Origin of the sequence: Streptomyces albus subsp. albus (genome assembly GCF_000725885.1) — a bacterium.
Taxonomy (GTDB): Bacteria; Actinomycetota; Actinomycetes; order Streptomycetales; family Streptomycetaceae; genus Streptomyces; species Streptomyces albus.
The window spans coordinates 43,941-59,503 of the sequence record NZ_JODR01000010.1 but is presented as its reverse complement, the minus strand read 5'-3'; the positions used below and the strand labels follow the sequence as shown (position 1 = coordinate 59,503).

Below are 15,563 nucleotides of genomic sequence, written 5' to 3'. Positions count from 1 at the left end.
TGCGTTGCCCCTCGCACGGAACGGCGCGCACGCCGTCCGTGGTGGTCGCACCACCGTAGCGTGCGCTGCGCGTTCAGGCTCACGGGTCCGGTCGAGTGACGGTCCGCCGGGACGCGCTCCTCGGTCAGCTGCTGCTGCCGGCCCGGCCCCAGTCGGGCCCGATACGGCCCCACTCCTCGTCCCAGAGCGCGTACCGGCGGCGCAGCACCAGCCGCACCGCGACGCGCCGTGCCGCCTCCAGCACGGCGACACTGGCCGCTCCGGCGGCCAGTCCCGCCAGCAGCGAGTGCGAGGCGGCGCCGCGTGCGCTCATGGGCCGGGACGTCAGCCGGCCCCTGCCGTCGGTCCACACGGAGAAGCGGTCACCGGGACGGATGGGGCGGCGCAGTACGACGGTGCCGGTGTGCGGGGCGCCGTCGGGGCCCGCCCAGCGTGCCGTGACCTCGTTGCGGTTCTGCTGGCGCCCGGCGGCCGTCTCCGTCTCGGAGTCCAGTGGCGGGCGGACCGTGACGTGGAGGACGGTGGCCCAGGTCCGCTGTCGGTCGCGCTGCTGCTCGGCGGCGGTGCGCAGCAGGGCGCTCTGGGTCGCCTCCTCCGTCCACAGGCCCACCAGCGGGGCGCCCAGGACCATCAGGACGGCCGCCCACAGGGACAGCCACGCCTCGCGGCGGTCGGTGCGGCGGCACAGCGGATTCCCCCGCCAGCGCCACAGGCCGACGATCGTACGCACCGCCGCTTCACCCCCTTCTCGCCGTCCGTTACGTACCTCATCGGACGAGGTACATGCACGAGAAAGGCCCGAAGAGCCCCGAAACATCGGTTCGTGACCGATTCGTGACCGATGTGGTGGCCGGGCGGTCGTCCGGTCGAGACGGCCGGGTGAGTCGGTGTGCGGCGCACTCCCTTCAAGGTCCCCGGTGGGCTCGTTCGTTTCCCCTCGTGAGCCGCGAGTGTACTGAGTGGACGCGCGGCACCGGACAGCGGGCGCGGGCCGAGGTGGTGTGCGCCCTCGGCGCACGTCATGCGCCCCGCTCTGCTGTACGAAAGTGCCTGCTGCCGGGAAGCGCCGGAGCGTCCGGGGCCGTACTCGGCTGCGGAGGGTGAAGAACGCGGGCTCGTCCGTCACGCTGAGTCGCTCAACTCGGCTGAAAATGCCGTCTCTTACCCGAGTCGCCGCACGGTCATTCGCACATTCAGGTCATCTTTTGAGTGATTGCAACCGCTTGTCGCGCTCGCCTAGCTTCGTGGCGCAGCAGCGCGTGAAAAACCAGATGATCACTGAGATGGGCGGTGTCGGATGACGACTGCGGCGGAGCGGAATCCCGGGAACTCCGGGAGCGCGGAGAACGACGGCCCGGCGCAGGCGCAGCAGAGCCTCGCGACAGCGGCGGCCCGGAATCTCGCGACCACCACCAAAACCCCTCCGCAGATGCAGGGCATCACCTCCCGGTGGCTGCTCAAGGTGCTGCCCTGGGTCCAGGTGACCGGCGGCACTTTCCGGGTCAACCGGCGCCTCAGCCACACCCTGGGGGACGGCAGGGTGGAATTCGTCTCCACCGGCTCCGAGGTCCGCGTCATCCCACTGGAACTCTCCGAACTGCCGGCCCTGCGCGGCTACGAGGACCGGGAGGTGCTCGAGGCCCTCGCGTCCCGGTGCGAGCAGCGCGATTTCGGACCGGGCGAGGTCATCGTGCGGGAGGGGCAGCCCGCCGACCGGCTGGTGCTCATCGCCCACGGCAAGCTGCGCAGGACCGCGCGCGGCCGGTACGACGAGGAGACCACCCACGGTGTCCTGGCGGACGGCGACTTCCTCGGCGACGACCGGCTGACGGGCGAGAGCGGCACCTGGGAGCACACCCTCACCTCGCTCACCAGCGGCACGGTGCTCACCCTGGAACGCAGCGCCTTCGACGCCGTCCTGGCCGAATCCGACTCCCTGCGCACCCACCTGGCCGCCACCCGCTCCCGGATCCCCGCCCAGCGCACGGAGGACGGCGAGTCCGCCATCGAACTGGCCTCCGGCCACGTCGGGGAGCCGGCCCTGCCCGGGACCTTCGTGGACTACGACCTCAAGCCGCGCGAGTACGAGCTCGAAGTGGCGCAGACGGTGCTGCGGATCCACACCCGCGTCGCCGATCTGTACAACCACCCGATGAATCAGCTGGAGGAGCAGCTGCGGCTGACCGTCGAGGCGCTGCGCGAGCGGCAGGAACACGAACTGGTCAACAACCGGGCCATCGGCCTGCTGCACAACGCCGACATGAAGCAGCGCGTCCACACCCGGTCCGGGCCGCCCACCCCCGACGACCTCGACGAGCTGCTGGCCACCGTATGGAAGGACCCCAGCGTCATCCTGGCCCACCCCAAGGCGATCGCCGCCATCGGGCGTGAGTGCAGCAAGCGCGGCGTCTACCCGCAGTCCATCGACTACGAGGGCCACTCGGTGCCCGCCTGGCGGGGTGTGCCGATCCTGCCCTGCAACAAGATCCCGGTCACCCGGCAGGGCACCAGTTCGGTGCTGGCGATGCGTACGGGTGAGAAGGCCCAGGGCGTCGTAGGGCTGCACCAGACGGGAATCCCCGACGAATACAGCCCCAGCCTTTCCGTCCGTTTCATGGGGATCAACGAAAAGGCCGTCATGTCCTATCTGGTGAGTGCCTACTATTCGGCCGCGGTGCTCGTTCCGGACGCGCTCGGAATTCTGGAGGACGTCGAAATCGGGTACTGACGCGGAACGCCCGAAAGAACGCCGGGGAGAACCCCGGAGCAGGAAGTCGGAAACACCAGGAACCGGGAACCGATGACGACGCACCCCGAAGAGACCCAGCAGGCCGTGTCCTCCAGCCTCACCACGGCGGCGGCACGCAATCTCGCCACCACCACCAAGACGCCCCCGCAGATGCAGGGGATCTCCCCGCGCTGGCTGCTGCACGTCCTGCCGTGGACCGAGACCACCGGCGGCACCTACCGCGTCAACCGGCGCCTCACCCACACCCTGGGCGACGGCAGGATCGAGTTCGTCTCCACCGGCGCCGACATCAGCGTCATCCCCGCCGAACTGCGGGAGATCGCCCTGCTGCGCGGGCTGGAGGACGAGGCGGCGCTGCGGGCGCTGGCCGACGGCTTCGTCCAGCGCGAGTACGAGCCGGGCCAGGAGCTGACCGTGCGCGGCCGGCCCGTCGAGGAACTGCTGCTGATCGCCCACGGCCGGGTCACCCGGCACGCCGCCGGGCAGTACGACGACGAGGTGGACCTCGGCGTGCTGGCCGACGGCGACCACGCCGGGGAACAGGTCCTCACCCCCGAGCCGGGCACATGGGAGCACACCCTGCGCGCCCGTACCCGCTGCACCGTGCTCGCACTGCCGCGCGGCACCTTCCAGCGGACAGCGGACGCCGCGCCCGCGCTGCGCGACCATCTGACGAGGGTGCTGTCCCGTCCCGTGCCGCCGCAGAACCGGCGCGGGGAGGCCGACATCGCGCTCGCCTCCGGGCACACGGGCGAACACATGCTGCCCGGCACGTTCGTCGACTACGAGCTGAGCCCCCGCGAGTACGAGTTGTCCGTCGCCCAGACCGTGCTCAAGGTGCACAGCCGGGTGGCCGACGTCTACAACCACCCGATGAACCAGGTGCAGGAGCAGCTGCGGCTGACCGTCGAGGCGCTGCGCGAGCGGCAGGAGCACGAACTGGTCAACAACCGCGAGTTCGGGTTGCTGCACAACGCCGATCTGAGCCAGCGGCTGCACGCCCGCAGCGGGCCGCCCACCCCGGACGACATGGACGAGCTGCTCTCCCGTCGCCGCAAGACCCGCTATCTGCTGGCGCATCCCCGCGCCATCGCCGCCTTCGGCCGTGAGTGCAGCAAGCGCGGCGTCTACCCGGAGCAGGTGCAGGTCGAGGGCAGCAGGGCGCACGCCTGGCGCGGCGTCCCGCTGCTGCCCTGCGACAAGATCCCGGTGCGGCCGGACGGCACCACCTCCGTGCTGGCCATGCGCACCGGAGCGGACGATCAGGGCGTCATCGGTCTGCACCAGACGGGCATCCCGGACGAGATCGAGCCCTCCATGAATGTGCGGTTCATGGGCATCGACGACCGGGCGCTGATCTCCTACCTGGTCAGCGTCTACTTCTCCGCGGCCGTGCTGGTGCCGGACGCGCTCGGCATCCTGGAGGACGTGCAGCTCTGAGACCCGCCAGGGGCTCCCGGCCGCACCGCCGCGGCCGGGACCACCGAGGTCCGGCACCGGTGCAGGAGCCCCGGTGCCGGGCCGGTGCGGTCACCGACCGGGCCAGCGCCAGTCGGTGACCTCCGGCATGTCGGTGCCGTGCTCGGCCACGTACCGGTGATGGCGGTGGCGCATGTCCGCCGCGGCCTGCCGCACGCCCGCCGCGCGGCTGCCCAGCCCCTCCGTGCGGTCGATGACGTCCATGACCAGGTGATAGCGGTCCATCCCGTTGCGCACCACCATGTCGAACGGGGTGGTGGTGGACCCCGACTCGCGGTAGCCGCGCACGGTCAGCTTCGGGTGCACGGTCCGCCCGTAGGTGAGGCGGTGCACCAGCCACGGATAGCCGTGGTAGGCGAAGATCACCGGGCGGTCGCGGGTGAAGACGGTGTCGAACTCGGCGTCGCCCAGCCCGTGCGGATGGTCCCGCCGCCGCATCAGCCGCGCCACGTCCACCACGTTCACCACCCGCACCGACAGCTCCGGCAGCCAGTCGCGCAGCAGCGCCGCAGCGGCCAGCGTCTCGTGCGTGGGCACGTCCCCCGCACAGGCCAGCACCACGTCCGGCTCCTCGCCGTCGCTCTCGGTCCCGGCCCACTCCCACACCCCGAGCCCGCGCGCGCAGTGAGCCCGCGCCTCGTCGAGGCCCAGCCAGTCGAAGCACGCGTGTTTCCCGGCCACCACCACGTTCACCGTGTCCCGCGTCCGCAGGGCGTGATCGGCCACGCACAGCAGCGTGTTGGTGTCCGGCGGCAGATAGACGCGGACCACCTCGGGGCTCTTGTTGAGGATGTGGTCGATGAAGCCGGGGTCCTGGTGGGAGAAACCGTTGTGGTCCTGCCGCCAGGCGTGCGAGGTCAGCAGATAGTTGAGGGAGGCCACGGGGCGGCGCCAGGAGACCTCGCGGGCGCTGTGCACCCATTTCACGTACTGGGACGCCATGCTGGCGACCAGATTGGTGAACGCCTCGTAGGAGGCGAACATCCCGGAGCGGCCGGTCAGGACGTACCCCTCCAGCCAGCCCTGGCACAGGTGCTCGGAGAGGACTTCCAGAACGCGGCCGTGCCTGCCCAGATGCTCGTCGGTCGGCAGCAGACCGGCCTGCCAGCCGCGGTCCGTGGCACCCCAGACAGCACTCAGATGGTTGGAGTCCGTCTCGTCCGGGCCGAACAGCCGGAAGTCCCGCCGCTCGGCGGTGGCCGCCATCAGCCCTTCCAGGAAGCCGCCCAGCACGCGTGTCGGCTCGTGCGCGTCGGCTCCCGGGCGCTCCACCGGTACCGCGTACGTCTCCAGCCGCGGGAGCGGCAGCCGGCGCAGCAGCCGTCCGCCGTTCGCCTCCGGGACGGCGCCCAGCCGCAGGTCACCCTCGGGCATCCAGGCCAGCACCTCGGAGCGCGGCACGCCCCCTTCGTCGAACAGCTCCTCGGGACGGTAGGAGCGCAGCCACCGTTCCAGCTCCCGCAGCCGCTCGGGATGGTCCCGGACGCCGGGCAGCGGCACCTGGTGCGCCCGCCAGGTGCCCTCCACCGGTTCCCCGTCCAGCTCCCGCGGCCCCGACCAGCCCTTCGGGGTGCGCAGCACCAGCATCGGCCAGCGTGGCCGGTCCTGCTGCGGGCCGCCGTCCGCGCGGGCCGCATGCTGGATCTCGGCGATCCGGTCCAGCGCCGTGTCGAAAGCAGCGGCCAGCGCCCGGTGCGCCTCCTGGGGCGGGGTGTCCTCGTGCGCGGTGACGAACAGCGGCTCGTGGCCGTAGCCGCGCAGCAGCGACGCCAACTCGTCCTCGGGCAGCCGGGCCGGCACCGTCGGGTTGGCGATCTTGTACCCGTTCAGATGCAGTACCGGCAGCACGGCCCCGTCGTGCACCGGGTCGAGGAACTTGTTGGCGTGCCAGGACGCGGCCAGCGGGCCCGTCTCCGCCTCGCCGTCGCCCACCACCGCGCACACCAGCAGGTCCGGCTTGTCGAAGGCGGCGCCGTAGGCGTGCGAGAGCGCGTAACCCAGCTCGCCGCCCTCCTGGATCGACCCCGGCACGCTCGGCGCCGTATGGCTGGGCACCCCGCCCGGCTGGGAGAACTCCGCACACAGGCGGCGCAGCCCTTCCTCGTCGCGGGGCACGTCCGGCCGCAGCTCCGGATAGCTGCCCTCCAGCCAGGCACCCGCCAGCACGGCCGCCGCCCCGTGCCCCGGCCCCCATACCGCCATGGTGCGCTGTCCCCTGGTGCGGACGATCCGGTTGAGGTGGGCGTAGACGAGGGTGAGACCCGGGCAGGTGCCCCAGTGACCGAGCAGCCTGTGCTTGATGTGCTCGGGGCGCAGCGGTTCGCGCAGCAGCGGGTTGTCCCGCAGATACAGCTGGCAGGCGGACAGGTAGTTCAGGGCACGCCACTGGGCGTCCAGCGCCGCGGCCTCGCGGTCGGTGAGGGGCTGCTGTTCCGGCATGCCGGATGGGTACCAGGCGTGGCCCGGTCCGACACCCCGTGTCCCGCGTCCGGGGCGTTGTGCCCCGCCCCGGGGCGCTGCACGATGACGGGGTGCGCAATCCATGGCTGGCGCTCGAAGCGGGGGCGGACCCGGCCGAACGGGCCGGGCAGCTGCGCCGCGCCCATGAGAGGTTCGTGACCGGCGGCACGGTCGCCGCTCCCGTCCGCGCCGTGGTGGCCGACTCCTGGCGCCGCTGCGCCGGAGCGCGGCTGCCGCCCGAGCGCATGGCCGGGATCGAGGTGGACGACGCCCAGCTCGCCGCCCGACGCCACCGGCACCCCCTGGCCCGGGTGATGCCGCTCTTCCGGGAACTGCTGGGCACCATCGCCCACGACGGCGCCCATCTGCTGTCCGTCTGCGACGCGCGGGGCACCATGCTGTGGGTCGAGGGGCATCCGCAGGTGCTGCGCCGGGCCGAGCGGATGAACTTCGTGCCGGGCGCCCAGTGGGCGGAGCACGCCAGCGGCACCAACGCGCCGGGCACGGCCCTGGCGGTCGGGCACGCCGTCCAGATCTTCGCCGCCGAGCACTACTGCCGGCCGGTGCAGTCGTGGACCTGCGCCGCCGCGCCCGTACGCGATCCGCTGACCGGCCGGGTGCTGGGCGCGGTGGACCTGACCGGCGGGGACCACCTGGCCTCCCCGCACAGTCTGGCCCTGGTGGAGGCCACGGCACGGGCCGCCGAGGCCCGGCTGGCCGCGCCGGACGACGGCGGGGAGGGGCCGCCCGGCGGCTGCACGCTGACGGTCCTGGGCCGGGACGAGGCACTGCTGCACGCCCCGGGTCTCGGCGTGGGCGGGCCGCTGCGGCTGGGGCGGCGGCACAGCGAGATCCTGCTGCTGCTCGCGGCCCACCCGGACGGGCTGTCCGGCGAGGCCCTGGCCCGCGAACTGTACGGCGAGCGCGACGTCCACCCCGTCACGCTGCGGGCGGCGCTCTCCCGGCTGCGGCGGCTGCTCGGCCCGCTGCTGTCCTCCCGCCCCTACCGGCTGCGGCAGCGGCCGTACAGCGACTACGACGCCGTCAGCGACGCGCTGGCCGCCGGTGACCTCACCGCTGCCCTCGACGCCTACCCGGGGCCGCTGCTGCCCTTCTCCGAGGCCCCCGGCGTGGTGCGGCTGCGCACGCTGCTGGAGATGCGGCTCCGCCGCCATCTGCTCACCCGGCCGGATCCGCTGCTGCTGGAGAGCTGGCTCGGCGTCGCCGGGGCCCAGGACGACCTGGAGGTGTGGGAGGCGCTGCACGCGCTCCGGCCCGGCCCGCGCACGGCGGCCCGCGTCCGTGAACTGCGCGCCGCCTACGGGCTGCCGCACGGCGGGCGCCCCGGGCGGTGACGGCGGCGGGGGAGAGCGGCGCGGTGACGGGCCGGGCGGCACCGGACGTGGGCGCGGCAACGTATCCGCAACGTTCCCGGTACTAGCCTCCCGGGACCGCGCTCGCCGAAAAGGGCGGTGCGCGGCCCGTACCGGACGTCACACAGGGAGGCACAGCATGAGCCGCTACGCCGCACCCGGAACCGACAGCGCGCTGATGAGCTACCAGTCGCGGTACGACCACTGGATCGGCGGGACCTACGTCGCGCCCAAGCAGGGCGGCTATTTCGAGAACCCCACCCCGGTGACGGGGCAGCCCTTCACCGAGGTGGCCCGCGGCACGGCCGAGGACGTCGAACGGGCCGTCGAGGCGGCCCATGAGGCGGCACCAGCCTGGGGGCGCACCTCGCCGGCCGAGCGTGCGCAGATCCTCAACCAGATCGCGCAGCGCATGGAAGCCCATCTGGAGGAGCTGGCCGTCGCCGAGACGTGGGAGAACGGCAAGCCCGTCCGGGAGACGCTGGCCGCCGACATCCCGCTGGCCATCGACCACTTCCGCTACTTCGCCGGTGCGATCCGCGCTCAGGAGGGTTCGCTCTCCCAGCTGGACGAGGACACCGTCGCCTACCACTTCCACGAGCCGCTGGGCGTGGTCGCGCAGATCATCCCGTGGAACTTCCCGATCCTGATGGCGGCCTGGAAGCTGGCGCCGGCGCTGGCCGCGGGGAACGCCGTGGTCCTCAAACCGGCCGAGCAGACCCCTGCCTCCCTGCACTACTGGATGAGCCTGGTGGCCGATCTGCTGCCGCCCGGCGTCGTCAACATCGTCAACGGGTTCGGCGCCGAGGCGGGCAAGCCGCTGGCGAGCCACCCCCGCGTCGCCAAGATCGCCTTCACGGGTGAGACCACCACGGGGCGGCTGATCATGCAGTACGCCTCGGAGAACCTCAAGCCCGTCACGCTGGAGCTGGGCGGCAAGAGCCCCAACATCTTCTTCGAGGACGTCTCCGACGACGCCGACGACTTCTACGACAAGGCGCTCGAAGGGTTCACCATGTTCGCCCTCAACCAGGGCGAGGTGTGCACCTGTCCGTCGCGCGCCCTCATCCAGCGCAGCCACTACCGGGCCTTCCTGGAGGCGGGTGTCGCACGGACCGAGGCCATCGTGCAGGGCAACCCGCTGGACACCGACACCATGGTCGGCGCGCAGGCGTCCAACGACCAGCTGGAGAAGATCCTCTCCTACCTGGACATCGGCCGTCAGGAGGGTGCGCGGGTGCTCACCGGCGGCACCCGCGCCGAGCTGGGCGGCGAGCTGGAGGGCGGCTACTACGTGCGGCCCACCGTGCTGGAGGGCAGCAACGACATGCGGGTCTTCCAGGAGGAGATCTTCGGGCCGGTCGTCTCGGTGACGGGCTTCGACGACTTCGACGACGCCATCCGCATCGCCAACGACACCCTCTACGGGCTGGGCGCGGGCGTGTGGACCCGCGACGGCTCCCGCGCCTACCGGGCGGGCCGTGCCATCCAGGCCGGCCGGGTGTGGACGAACTGTTACCACCAGTATCCGGCCCACGCCGCATTCGGCGGTTACAAGCAGTCAGGCATCGGCCGGGAGAACCACCGTATGATGCTGGAGCACTACCAGCAGACCAAGAACCTGCTCGTCAGCTACGACCCGAAGAAGGCGGGACTGTTCTGATGGGTGCTCAGGGGCAGCGCCCGGCTGGTGACGAAGGGGCGGTCCGGGACGGGCCCGAGCGGGTGGCCCTCACCCCGGCCGCCGCCGAGCTGCTGCGGACGCTGACGGCCAAGCACGGCCCGCTGATGTTCCACCAGTCCGGCGGCTGCTGCGACGGGAGCAGCCCCATGTGCTACGGGTGCGGCGAGTTCCGTACCGGCGCCAGTGATGTGCTGCTGGCCGAACTGGAGGTGGACGGCCTCGCCGAGCCCGTGCCGTTCTGGATGTCCGCCAGCCAGTTCGCCCGCTGGAGCCACACCCATCTGACCGTGGACGTCGTACGGGGCAGGGGCAGCGGCTTCTCCCTGGAGGCCCCCGAGGGCGTGCGCTTCCTGATCAGGTCACGGCTGATGGAGCGCTGAGCGCGCCGGGCCCCGGACACCCGTGCGGGCACCGTCGTCCTCCCAACGACGGTGCCCGCACGAACGTTCCCGAAGGTGCCCCGGAGTGTGCCTCAGTAGCCGCGGCCGTACTGGTGGCCGCCGTAGGGGTCCTCGTGCTGACCCGGCATCGGGCGGGGCGCCGCCGGACGGGGTGCCACCGGCCGCATGTACTGCGTGGCCTGGTTGTGCACCGACTGCTGCTGGTACTGCTGCACCTGGACCTGCACCTGCGCCTGCTGCGGCTGCTGCTGCATCGGCGCCTGCGGCTGTGCCGGGCCCCCCGGCCCCGGGTAGCCGTAGCCGCGCGGCGGCGCCTGCTGCGGAATGTGCGGCGCGGGCGTGTGCTGGAGCGGCACCGGGCCGCTCTGGCCGCCGCCACCGCCGGGCGGCAGCGCCGCGGGAGCCTGCCGCACCGGCTGCTGGCGCATCGGCGCCGGAGCGGCCTGCTGCGGGGCCGGCTGCGGCATCTGCGGCTGGGGCGCCGCAGCCCCCTGATACCCGTACGACGGCGCCGGAGTGTGGTGCAGCGGCGCCGGCTGCGGCGGCTGCGGTTCGTGACCCGAAGGCAGCGCGGGGGGCAGTGCCGCGAGCGCGCCGCCCGTGCTCCCCGTGTCATAGGCCGACGGCACCCGGATGGGCGCGATCTGAGGTGTGCCCCGCTCGGCGACGAGCATGTCGTAGATCGGCGTCTCGGGGTAGGACGATGCAGCGTAGTAGCCGCCGCTGTAAGAGCTGCGGGGGGAGGTCATGCTCATAAGTTAAGCCCACAATCAGCATCGGCACTAGAGAGGTACACAAGGAACGCCCGCCCCACCCGCATCACCGCTGGCCAAGGCCGGTTTTCCACCCCGTCCGGGTCACCGCGCCGGAAGGTGCGCGGGGGAGCACGGTCAGGGCGAACGCCCCTCATGGCGACCGTGATGACGCCCGGTCAGACATGGCGGGACGGCTTGTTCCCGCCTGTCCCTTTCCGGGCGCGCGGGAGGAGAAGCTGACAGAAGCATAAGCCCACCGGCAATGACGGAGAACGCCCCTACCCGCACCAGATGTTCGCGTTCGCGCCCCCGCCGTCCCAGGGGCGTGTGGGGGGCTTAGGAAGGGGTGGCGGTGTGCAATAGGTTGGGAGGGGAGCGCACGCGGGACGACCGAGCCGGAGGGGGAGTGGTCATGACGATGGGCAAGGGGGCCAACGTCCCCGTACCCGCCCAGGCGGTACGGGTCGAACTGGGCTGGTCGGCCGGCTCCGGAGTGCCGGACCTCGACGCCTCCGCCCTGCTCCTCGACGCCCGCGGCAAGGTCCGCTCGGACGACGACTTCGTCTTCTACAACCAGCCGCGGCACCCCTCCGGCGCCGTCCGGCACGAGGGCAAGAGCACGGCCGGGGCCGCAGGCACCGACACGCTCACCGTCGAACTCGCCCAGCTGGAACCGGAGATCGACCGCGTCGTCATCGCCGCCTCCGCCGACGGCGGCACCTTCGGCCAGGTTCCCGGCCTGTACGTGCGCCTCACGGAGACGGGCGCGGCGGGCGGCGGGGGCGGCCGGGAGATCGCCCGCTTCGACCCGGCAGACGCCTCGGGGGAGACCGCGTACCTGCTGGGGGAGCTGTACCGCAGACAGGGCGCGTGGAAGTTCCGCGCCGTCGGCCAGGGCTACGCCAGCGGACTGGCGGGTCTGGCCACCGACTTCGGCATCACCGTGGACGAGCCCGCCACCCCGCCGCCCGGCAGCAGCGTCCCGGTCCACCCGCACAGCCCGCCGACCCCGCACGTCCCCGACGCGCCCGGGGTGCAGGCGCCCCCCTTGCCGCAGGGCCCCGCCTCGCCAGGCGTCCCCCACGTACCCGCTCCCTCGGTCGCCCAGCCCTCAACCCCTCAGCCCTCCGCCGCGCAGCGGCCGGCCGCGCCCGTACGGCTCAGCAAGGTGACGCTCACCAAGGAAGCGCCGTCGGTCTCCCTCACCAAACAGGGCGGCACCTCCGGCACCATGCGCGTCAACCTCAACTGGACCGCCCAGGCCCAGCAGCCCAAGGGCCTGGCCGGACGGCTGTCCCGCGCCATGGGCGTCCTGACCGGCCCCGACCTGGACCTGTGCGCCCTCTACGAACTGACCGACGGGCGCAAGGGCGTCGTCCAGGCCCTCGGCAACTCCTTCGGCTCCCTGCACCGCGCGCCCTTCATCCACCTCGACGGCGACGACCGCAGCGGCGCCGTGGAGACCGGTGAGAACCTCACCATCAACCTCGACCACACCGCCGAACTGCGCCGGGTCCTCATCTTCGTCACCATCTACGAGGGCGCCCGCAGCTTCGCCGGGCTGCACGCCACCGTCACACTCCGGCCCCAGTACGGCGCGCCCGTCGACTTCTCCCTCGACGAGTGCACCGTGCCCTCCACCGTGTGCGCCCTCGCGCTGATCACCAACGAGAACGGCGAGCTCATCGTCCGCCGGGAGGCCCGCTATCTGGTGCCCCGGCGCGGGGTGAGCCCGCAGCGCACCGTCGACCAGGAGTACGGCTGGGGCATGCAGTGGACCCCGGGCCGCAAGTGAGCGGCGTGACGGGGCGGCGGCGCGAGGTGCGGGAGGCTCACGAGTAGGTGCGGCCCTTCCACGCTGCGCCCCTGCCCCGGTAGTGCTGCACCGCCGAGTCGATGGTCATCGCCAGGTACAGCGCGGCCGTCACGGGCAGCAGCGGCGCCGTCCACAGCGGCCGGCCGTAGTAGCGCAGCATCGGCACGTACGTCAGCGTCATCACCAGCCAGGCCGCCCCGCCCACCGGTGAACCGGCGCAGGCCCACACCGGGGGCACCAGATACACCAGGGCGAGCCCGAGCACCGTGGCCGCCAGCAGCAGCGGATTGTTGAGCAGCTGCGCGTAGGCGCTGCGCGAGACCATCCGCCACAGCGGACGCAGTCCCACGTACGGGCGCACGCTGTGCACCCCGTCCGCGAGCCCCAGCCAGATCCGTCCGCCCGCGCGCTTGACCGCGCGGCCCAGCGTCACGTCGTCGATGACGGCGTCCTTGATGCTCTCGGGGATCCGCGCCCGCTCCGCCGCCTGAGTGCGCAGCAGCGCGCAGCCGCCGGCCGCCGCCGCGGTCCGCGCCGAGGGCTTGTTGACCCAGCGGAACGGATACAGCTGCGCGAAGAAGTAGACGAACGCGGGTACGATCATCCGCTCCCAGCCGGTGCGCACCCGCAGCCGCGCCATCTGCGAGACCAGATCGAGCCGCCCGGCCAGCGCGCCGTGCACCAGCCGGCGCAGCGAGTCGGGCGCGTGCGCGATGTCCGCGTCCGTCAGCAGCAGGAACGCGGGCGGCTCCGCGCTCGCGCGGGCGTGCGCCACGCCGCGGCGCACGGCCCACAGCTTCCCCGTCCACCCCGGTTCCCGTTCACCGGCGTCGAGCACCGTCAACGGCAGCCCGTCCGGTGTCCGTTCGGCGAGCGAACGGGCCAGTGCCGCCGTCCCGTCGGTGGAGCCGTCGTCCACCAGCAGCACCCACGCGTCCCCCGGATAGTCCTGCGCCAGCAGCGACGGCAGCGATTCGGGCAGCACCTGGGCCTCGTCGCGGGCCGGTACGACCACGGCCACCGACGGCCACCGGGCCGGCTCCGGCTGTCCGCGCACGGTCGGCAGGCGCACATCGGTCCGCCAGAAGAACCCCTGCCCCAGCAGCAGCCACACCCATGCGGCCAGCGAGACGAGCGGGACGGCGGTGATCCAGGTCGGCGCGTTCATCGTGCCGCAGTCTGCCCCAAGCCCGGCCCGCGCGGCACCCTGACCGGGCCGGGCCCGGACGGTCGATCGATTACAGTTGCTCCACGTGAAGATCGCGCTCATGGACTCCGGTATCGGCCTGCTCGCCGCGGCTGCGGCGGTACGCCGCGCACGCCCCGACGCCGACCTGGTGCTCTCCCTCGACCCGGACGGCATGCCCTGGGGGCCGCGCGACGCGGACGGGATCACCGAGCGCGCCCTGCTGTGCGCCCGCGCCGCCGCCGCGTACGAACCGGACGCGCTGATCGTGGCCTGCAACACCGCGTCCGTGCACGCGCTGCCCACCCTCCGCGCCGAACTGGAGCCCGCACTCCCGGTGATCGGTACCGTACCGGCCGTCAAACCGGCCGCCGCCGCAGCCGCCGGCACCGGCGGCCGGGTCGCCGTCTGGGCCACCCCGGCCACCACCGGCAGCCCCTACCAGCAGCGGCTCATCGAGGAGTACGCAGCCGGCACCGACGTGACCGGCGTGCCCTGCCACGGCCTCGCCGAAGCGATCGAGAGCGGGGACGAACAGCTCATCACCACCGCGGTCCACGCCGCGGCCGAACGCACCCCGGACGACGTGGAGACCGTCGTCCTGGGCTGCACCCACTACGAACTCGTCGGGGAGCGCATCCGTGAGGCCCTGGGCGCCTCCGGCGCCGTCGGCCCCGCCCTCCAGGGCTCCGCCGTCGCCGTCTGCGCCCAGGCGCTGCGCCGCGCCGGCAGCGGCCCGGACGCCGGCGCCGCACCCACCGGCGGACTCACCGTGCTGCACAGCGGCAGGCCCGCCGCCCTCCCCGAGGCCGCCCTCACCTACGCCGAGGGCCGCCTCCTCGCCTCCGCCGGCGCCGTACGCGGCTGACCTGCGCTTCTTTCCGCCCCTCGGCCTGCGTCTCCGCCCGCGCCGCCGCCTGCGGCTCGTCTGCGCCGGTGACGCTGCGTGTCCGGGCGGCGGAGGGAACGATCGGAGAGTCACGACCGCGTCGCCGCTTCGGGCTGCCCGCGCCCGTTGTCGGGAGTACGCTGCCGAACATGAGGGACCAGCCCCGCGAGGGCGCGCTGCCCCCCGAGGGCGGCGCCGGACCTCGCCACCACAGCGAACAGACCGTCGCCCCCGCCACCTCCCTCGCCGTCGCCTCGGCGAGAGCGGCGGTGTGGACCGGGCGGGCCACCAGCCGGCTCCAGTGGGCGCTCGCCGCCCTGGGCGCGGGCTGCCTGGCCCTCGGCATCGAACTGGCGGTGGACCCCGGCTGGTCGTCGGGGCTCGTGCCGCTGGTCATGTCCGTCGTCGGCTGCGTCGCCACCGGACTGCTCATCCTCTGCGGCACCCTGGCCTTCGTCCACGTCGAGGTCCGCGTCGAGGACGAGGCCCTGGAGGTGCGCTGCGGCCACGCCGGTGTGCCCCGCCGCCGCATCCATCTGCGGGACGTGGTCGCCGCCGACCACGCGCCCCGCCTCACCCCCTGCCACTGGGGCGGATGGGGCTACCGCTCGCGGCCCGAGAAGGGCACCGCGGTGATCATCCGCCGGGGCGAGGGCCTCGTCCTCCGCCTGGGCGACGGCCGGGTCTTCACCGTCACCGTGGACGACGCCGAGACCGCCGTCCACCACATCCGCACCCGCCTCGCGGCCCTCCGCACCTGAACGAGCGCCC

At 73.0% G+C, this 15,563-nt stretch carries 12 protein-coding genes; 8 read left to right on the top strand and 4 right to left on the bottom strand.

The window, feature by feature from the left end; genetic code table 11:
* Positions 1 to 124: 124 nt before the first annotated feature.
* Positions 125 to 730, bottom strand: a complete 606-nt coding sequence (locus IO40_RS0112895; protein WP_016467371.1) for an Rv1733c family protein — start codon at positions 728 to 730, stop codon at positions 125 to 127.
* 567 nt (positions 731 to 1,297) lie between these two features.
* Here IO40_RS0112895 and IO40_RS0112890 point away from each other — a divergent pair.
* Together IO40_RS0112890 and IO40_RS0112885 are read left to right on the top strand one after the other, a co-directional pair.
* Positions 1,298 to 2,728 (top strand): family 2B encapsulin nanocompartment shell protein, encoded by a 1,431-nt coding sequence (locus IO40_RS0112890; protein WP_031026722.1) that lies wholly within the window; start codon positions 1,298 to 1,300, stop codon positions 2,726 to 2,728.
* 72 nt (positions 2,729 to 2,800) lie between these two features.
* Positions 2,801 to 4,189 (top strand): family 2B encapsulin nanocompartment shell protein, encoded by a 1,389-nt coding sequence (locus IO40_RS0112885; RefSeq protein WP_031175446.1) that lies wholly within the window; start codon positions 2,801 to 2,803, stop codon positions 4,187 to 4,189.
* Positions 4,190 to 4,279: 90 nt separating this feature from the next.
* Here the strand turns inward: IO40_RS0112885 and IO40_RS0112880 are convergent, their stop codons facing one another.
* A complete protein-coding gene (locus tag IO40_RS0112880) occupies positions 4,280 to 6,667 on the bottom strand; it encodes a phosphoketolase family protein (protein WP_031175445.1) in 2,388 nt (795 codons plus the stop codon).
* A gap of 92 nt (positions 6,668 to 6,759) precedes the next feature.
* Between IO40_RS0112880 and IO40_RS0112875 the strand changes: the two genes are divergently transcribed.
* The 3 genes from IO40_RS0112875 (at position 6,760) to IO40_RS0112865 (ending at position 10,125) form a co-directional block, all read left to right on the top strand.
* The gene (locus tag IO40_RS0112875) at positions 6,760 to 8,043 is read left to right on the top strand and encodes a GAF domain-containing protein (RefSeq protein WP_033229703.1); all 1,284 of its coding nucleotides are present in this window, start codon (positions 6,760 to 6,762) and stop codon (positions 8,041 to 8,043) included.
* 157 nt (positions 8,044 to 8,200) lie between these two features.
* Positions 8,201 to 9,724 (top strand): acetaldehyde dehydrogenase ExaC, encoded by a 1,524-nt coding sequence (exaC, locus tag IO40_RS0112870; RefSeq protein WP_016467366.1) that lies wholly within the window; start codon positions 8,201 to 8,203, stop codon positions 9,722 to 9,724.
* On the top strand, positions 9,724 to 10,125 hold the full coding sequence (locus tag IO40_RS0112865) for a DUF779 domain-containing protein (protein ID WP_016467365.1): 402 nt from the start codon (positions 9,724 to 9,726) through the stop codon (positions 10,123 to 10,125). Before exaC ends, IO40_RS0112865 begins: the two co-directional genes overlap by 1 nt.
* Positions 10,126 to 10,217: 92 nt before the next feature.
* On the opposite strand, the gene IO40_RS0112860 is transcribed toward IO40_RS0112865, so the two are convergent.
* Complete coding sequence (locus IO40_RS0112860) at positions 10,218 to 10,895, bottom strand: DUF6643 family protein (protein WP_031175444.1); 678 nt, start codon at positions 10,893 to 10,895, stop codon at positions 10,218 to 10,220.
* A gap of 418 nt (positions 10,896 to 11,313) precedes the next feature.
* Between IO40_RS0112860 and IO40_RS0112855 the strand changes: the two genes are divergently transcribed.
* Positions 11,314 to 12,696 (top strand): TerD family protein, encoded by a 1,383-nt coding sequence (locus tag IO40_RS0112855; protein WP_031175443.1) that lies wholly within the window; start codon positions 11,314 to 11,316, stop codon positions 12,694 to 12,696.
* Between the two features lie 37 nt (positions 12,697 to 12,733).
* Here IO40_RS0112855 and IO40_RS0112850 read toward each other — a convergent pair whose 3' ends face one another.
* Positions 12,734 to 13,885: a glycosyltransferase gene (locus IO40_RS0112850; protein WP_016467362.1), complete on the bottom strand. Its 1,152-nt coding sequence runs from the start codon at positions 13,883 to 13,885 to the stop codon at positions 12,734 to 12,736.
* 85 nt (positions 13,886 to 13,970) lie between these two features.
* Here IO40_RS0112850 and IO40_RS0112845 point away from each other — a divergent pair, with 85 nt between their 5' ends.
* Together IO40_RS0112845 and IO40_RS0112840 are read left to right on the top strand one after the other, a co-directional pair.
* On the top strand, positions 13,971 to 14,771 hold the full coding sequence (locus IO40_RS0112845) for a glutamate racemase (RefSeq protein WP_030408728.1): 801 nt from the start codon (positions 13,971 to 13,973) through the stop codon (positions 14,769 to 14,771).
* Between the two features lie 170 nt (positions 14,772 to 14,941).
* Positions 14,942 to 15,553: a hypothetical protein gene (locus IO40_RS0112840; protein ID WP_016467360.1), complete on the top strand. Its 612-nt coding sequence runs from the start codon at positions 14,942 to 14,944 to the stop codon at positions 15,551 to 15,553.
* Positions 15,554 to 15,563 lie beyond the last annotated feature (10 nt).

Coding starts and splice junctions, on each gene's coding strand:
- IO40_RS0112865 (WP_016467365.1), top strand. CDS start 9,724: ATGGGTGCTCAGGGGCAGCGCCCGGCTGGTGACGAAGGGGCGGTCCGG.
- IO40_RS0112880 (WP_031175445.1), bottom strand. CDS start 6,667: ATGCCGGAACAGCAGCCCCTCACCGACCGCGAGGCCGCGGCGCTGGAC.
- IO40_RS0112840 (WP_016467360.1), top strand. CDS start 14,942: ATGAGGGACCAGCCCCGCGAGGGCGCGCTGCCCCCCGAGGGCGGCGCC.
- exaC (WP_016467366.1), top strand. CDS start 8,201: ATGAGCCGCTACGCCGCACCCGGAACCGACAGCGCGCTGATGAGCTAC.
- IO40_RS0112890 (WP_031026722.1), top strand. CDS start 1,298: ATGACGACTGCGGCGGAGCGGAATCCCGGGAACTCCGGGAGCGCGGAG.
- IO40_RS0112860 (WP_031175444.1), bottom strand. CDS start 10,895: ATGACCTCCCCCCGCAGCTCTTACAGCGGCGGCTACTACGCTGCATCG.
- IO40_RS0112855 (WP_031175443.1), top strand. CDS start 11,314: ATGACGATGGGCAAGGGGGCCAACGTCCCCGTACCCGCCCAGGCGGTA.
- IO40_RS0112850 (WP_016467362.1), bottom strand. CDS start 13,885: ATGAACGCGCCGACCTGGATCACCGCCGTCCCGCTCGTCTCGCTGGCC.
- IO40_RS0112885 (WP_031175446.1), top strand. CDS start 2,801: ATGACGACGCACCCCGAAGAGACCCAGCAGGCCGTGTCCTCCAGCCTC.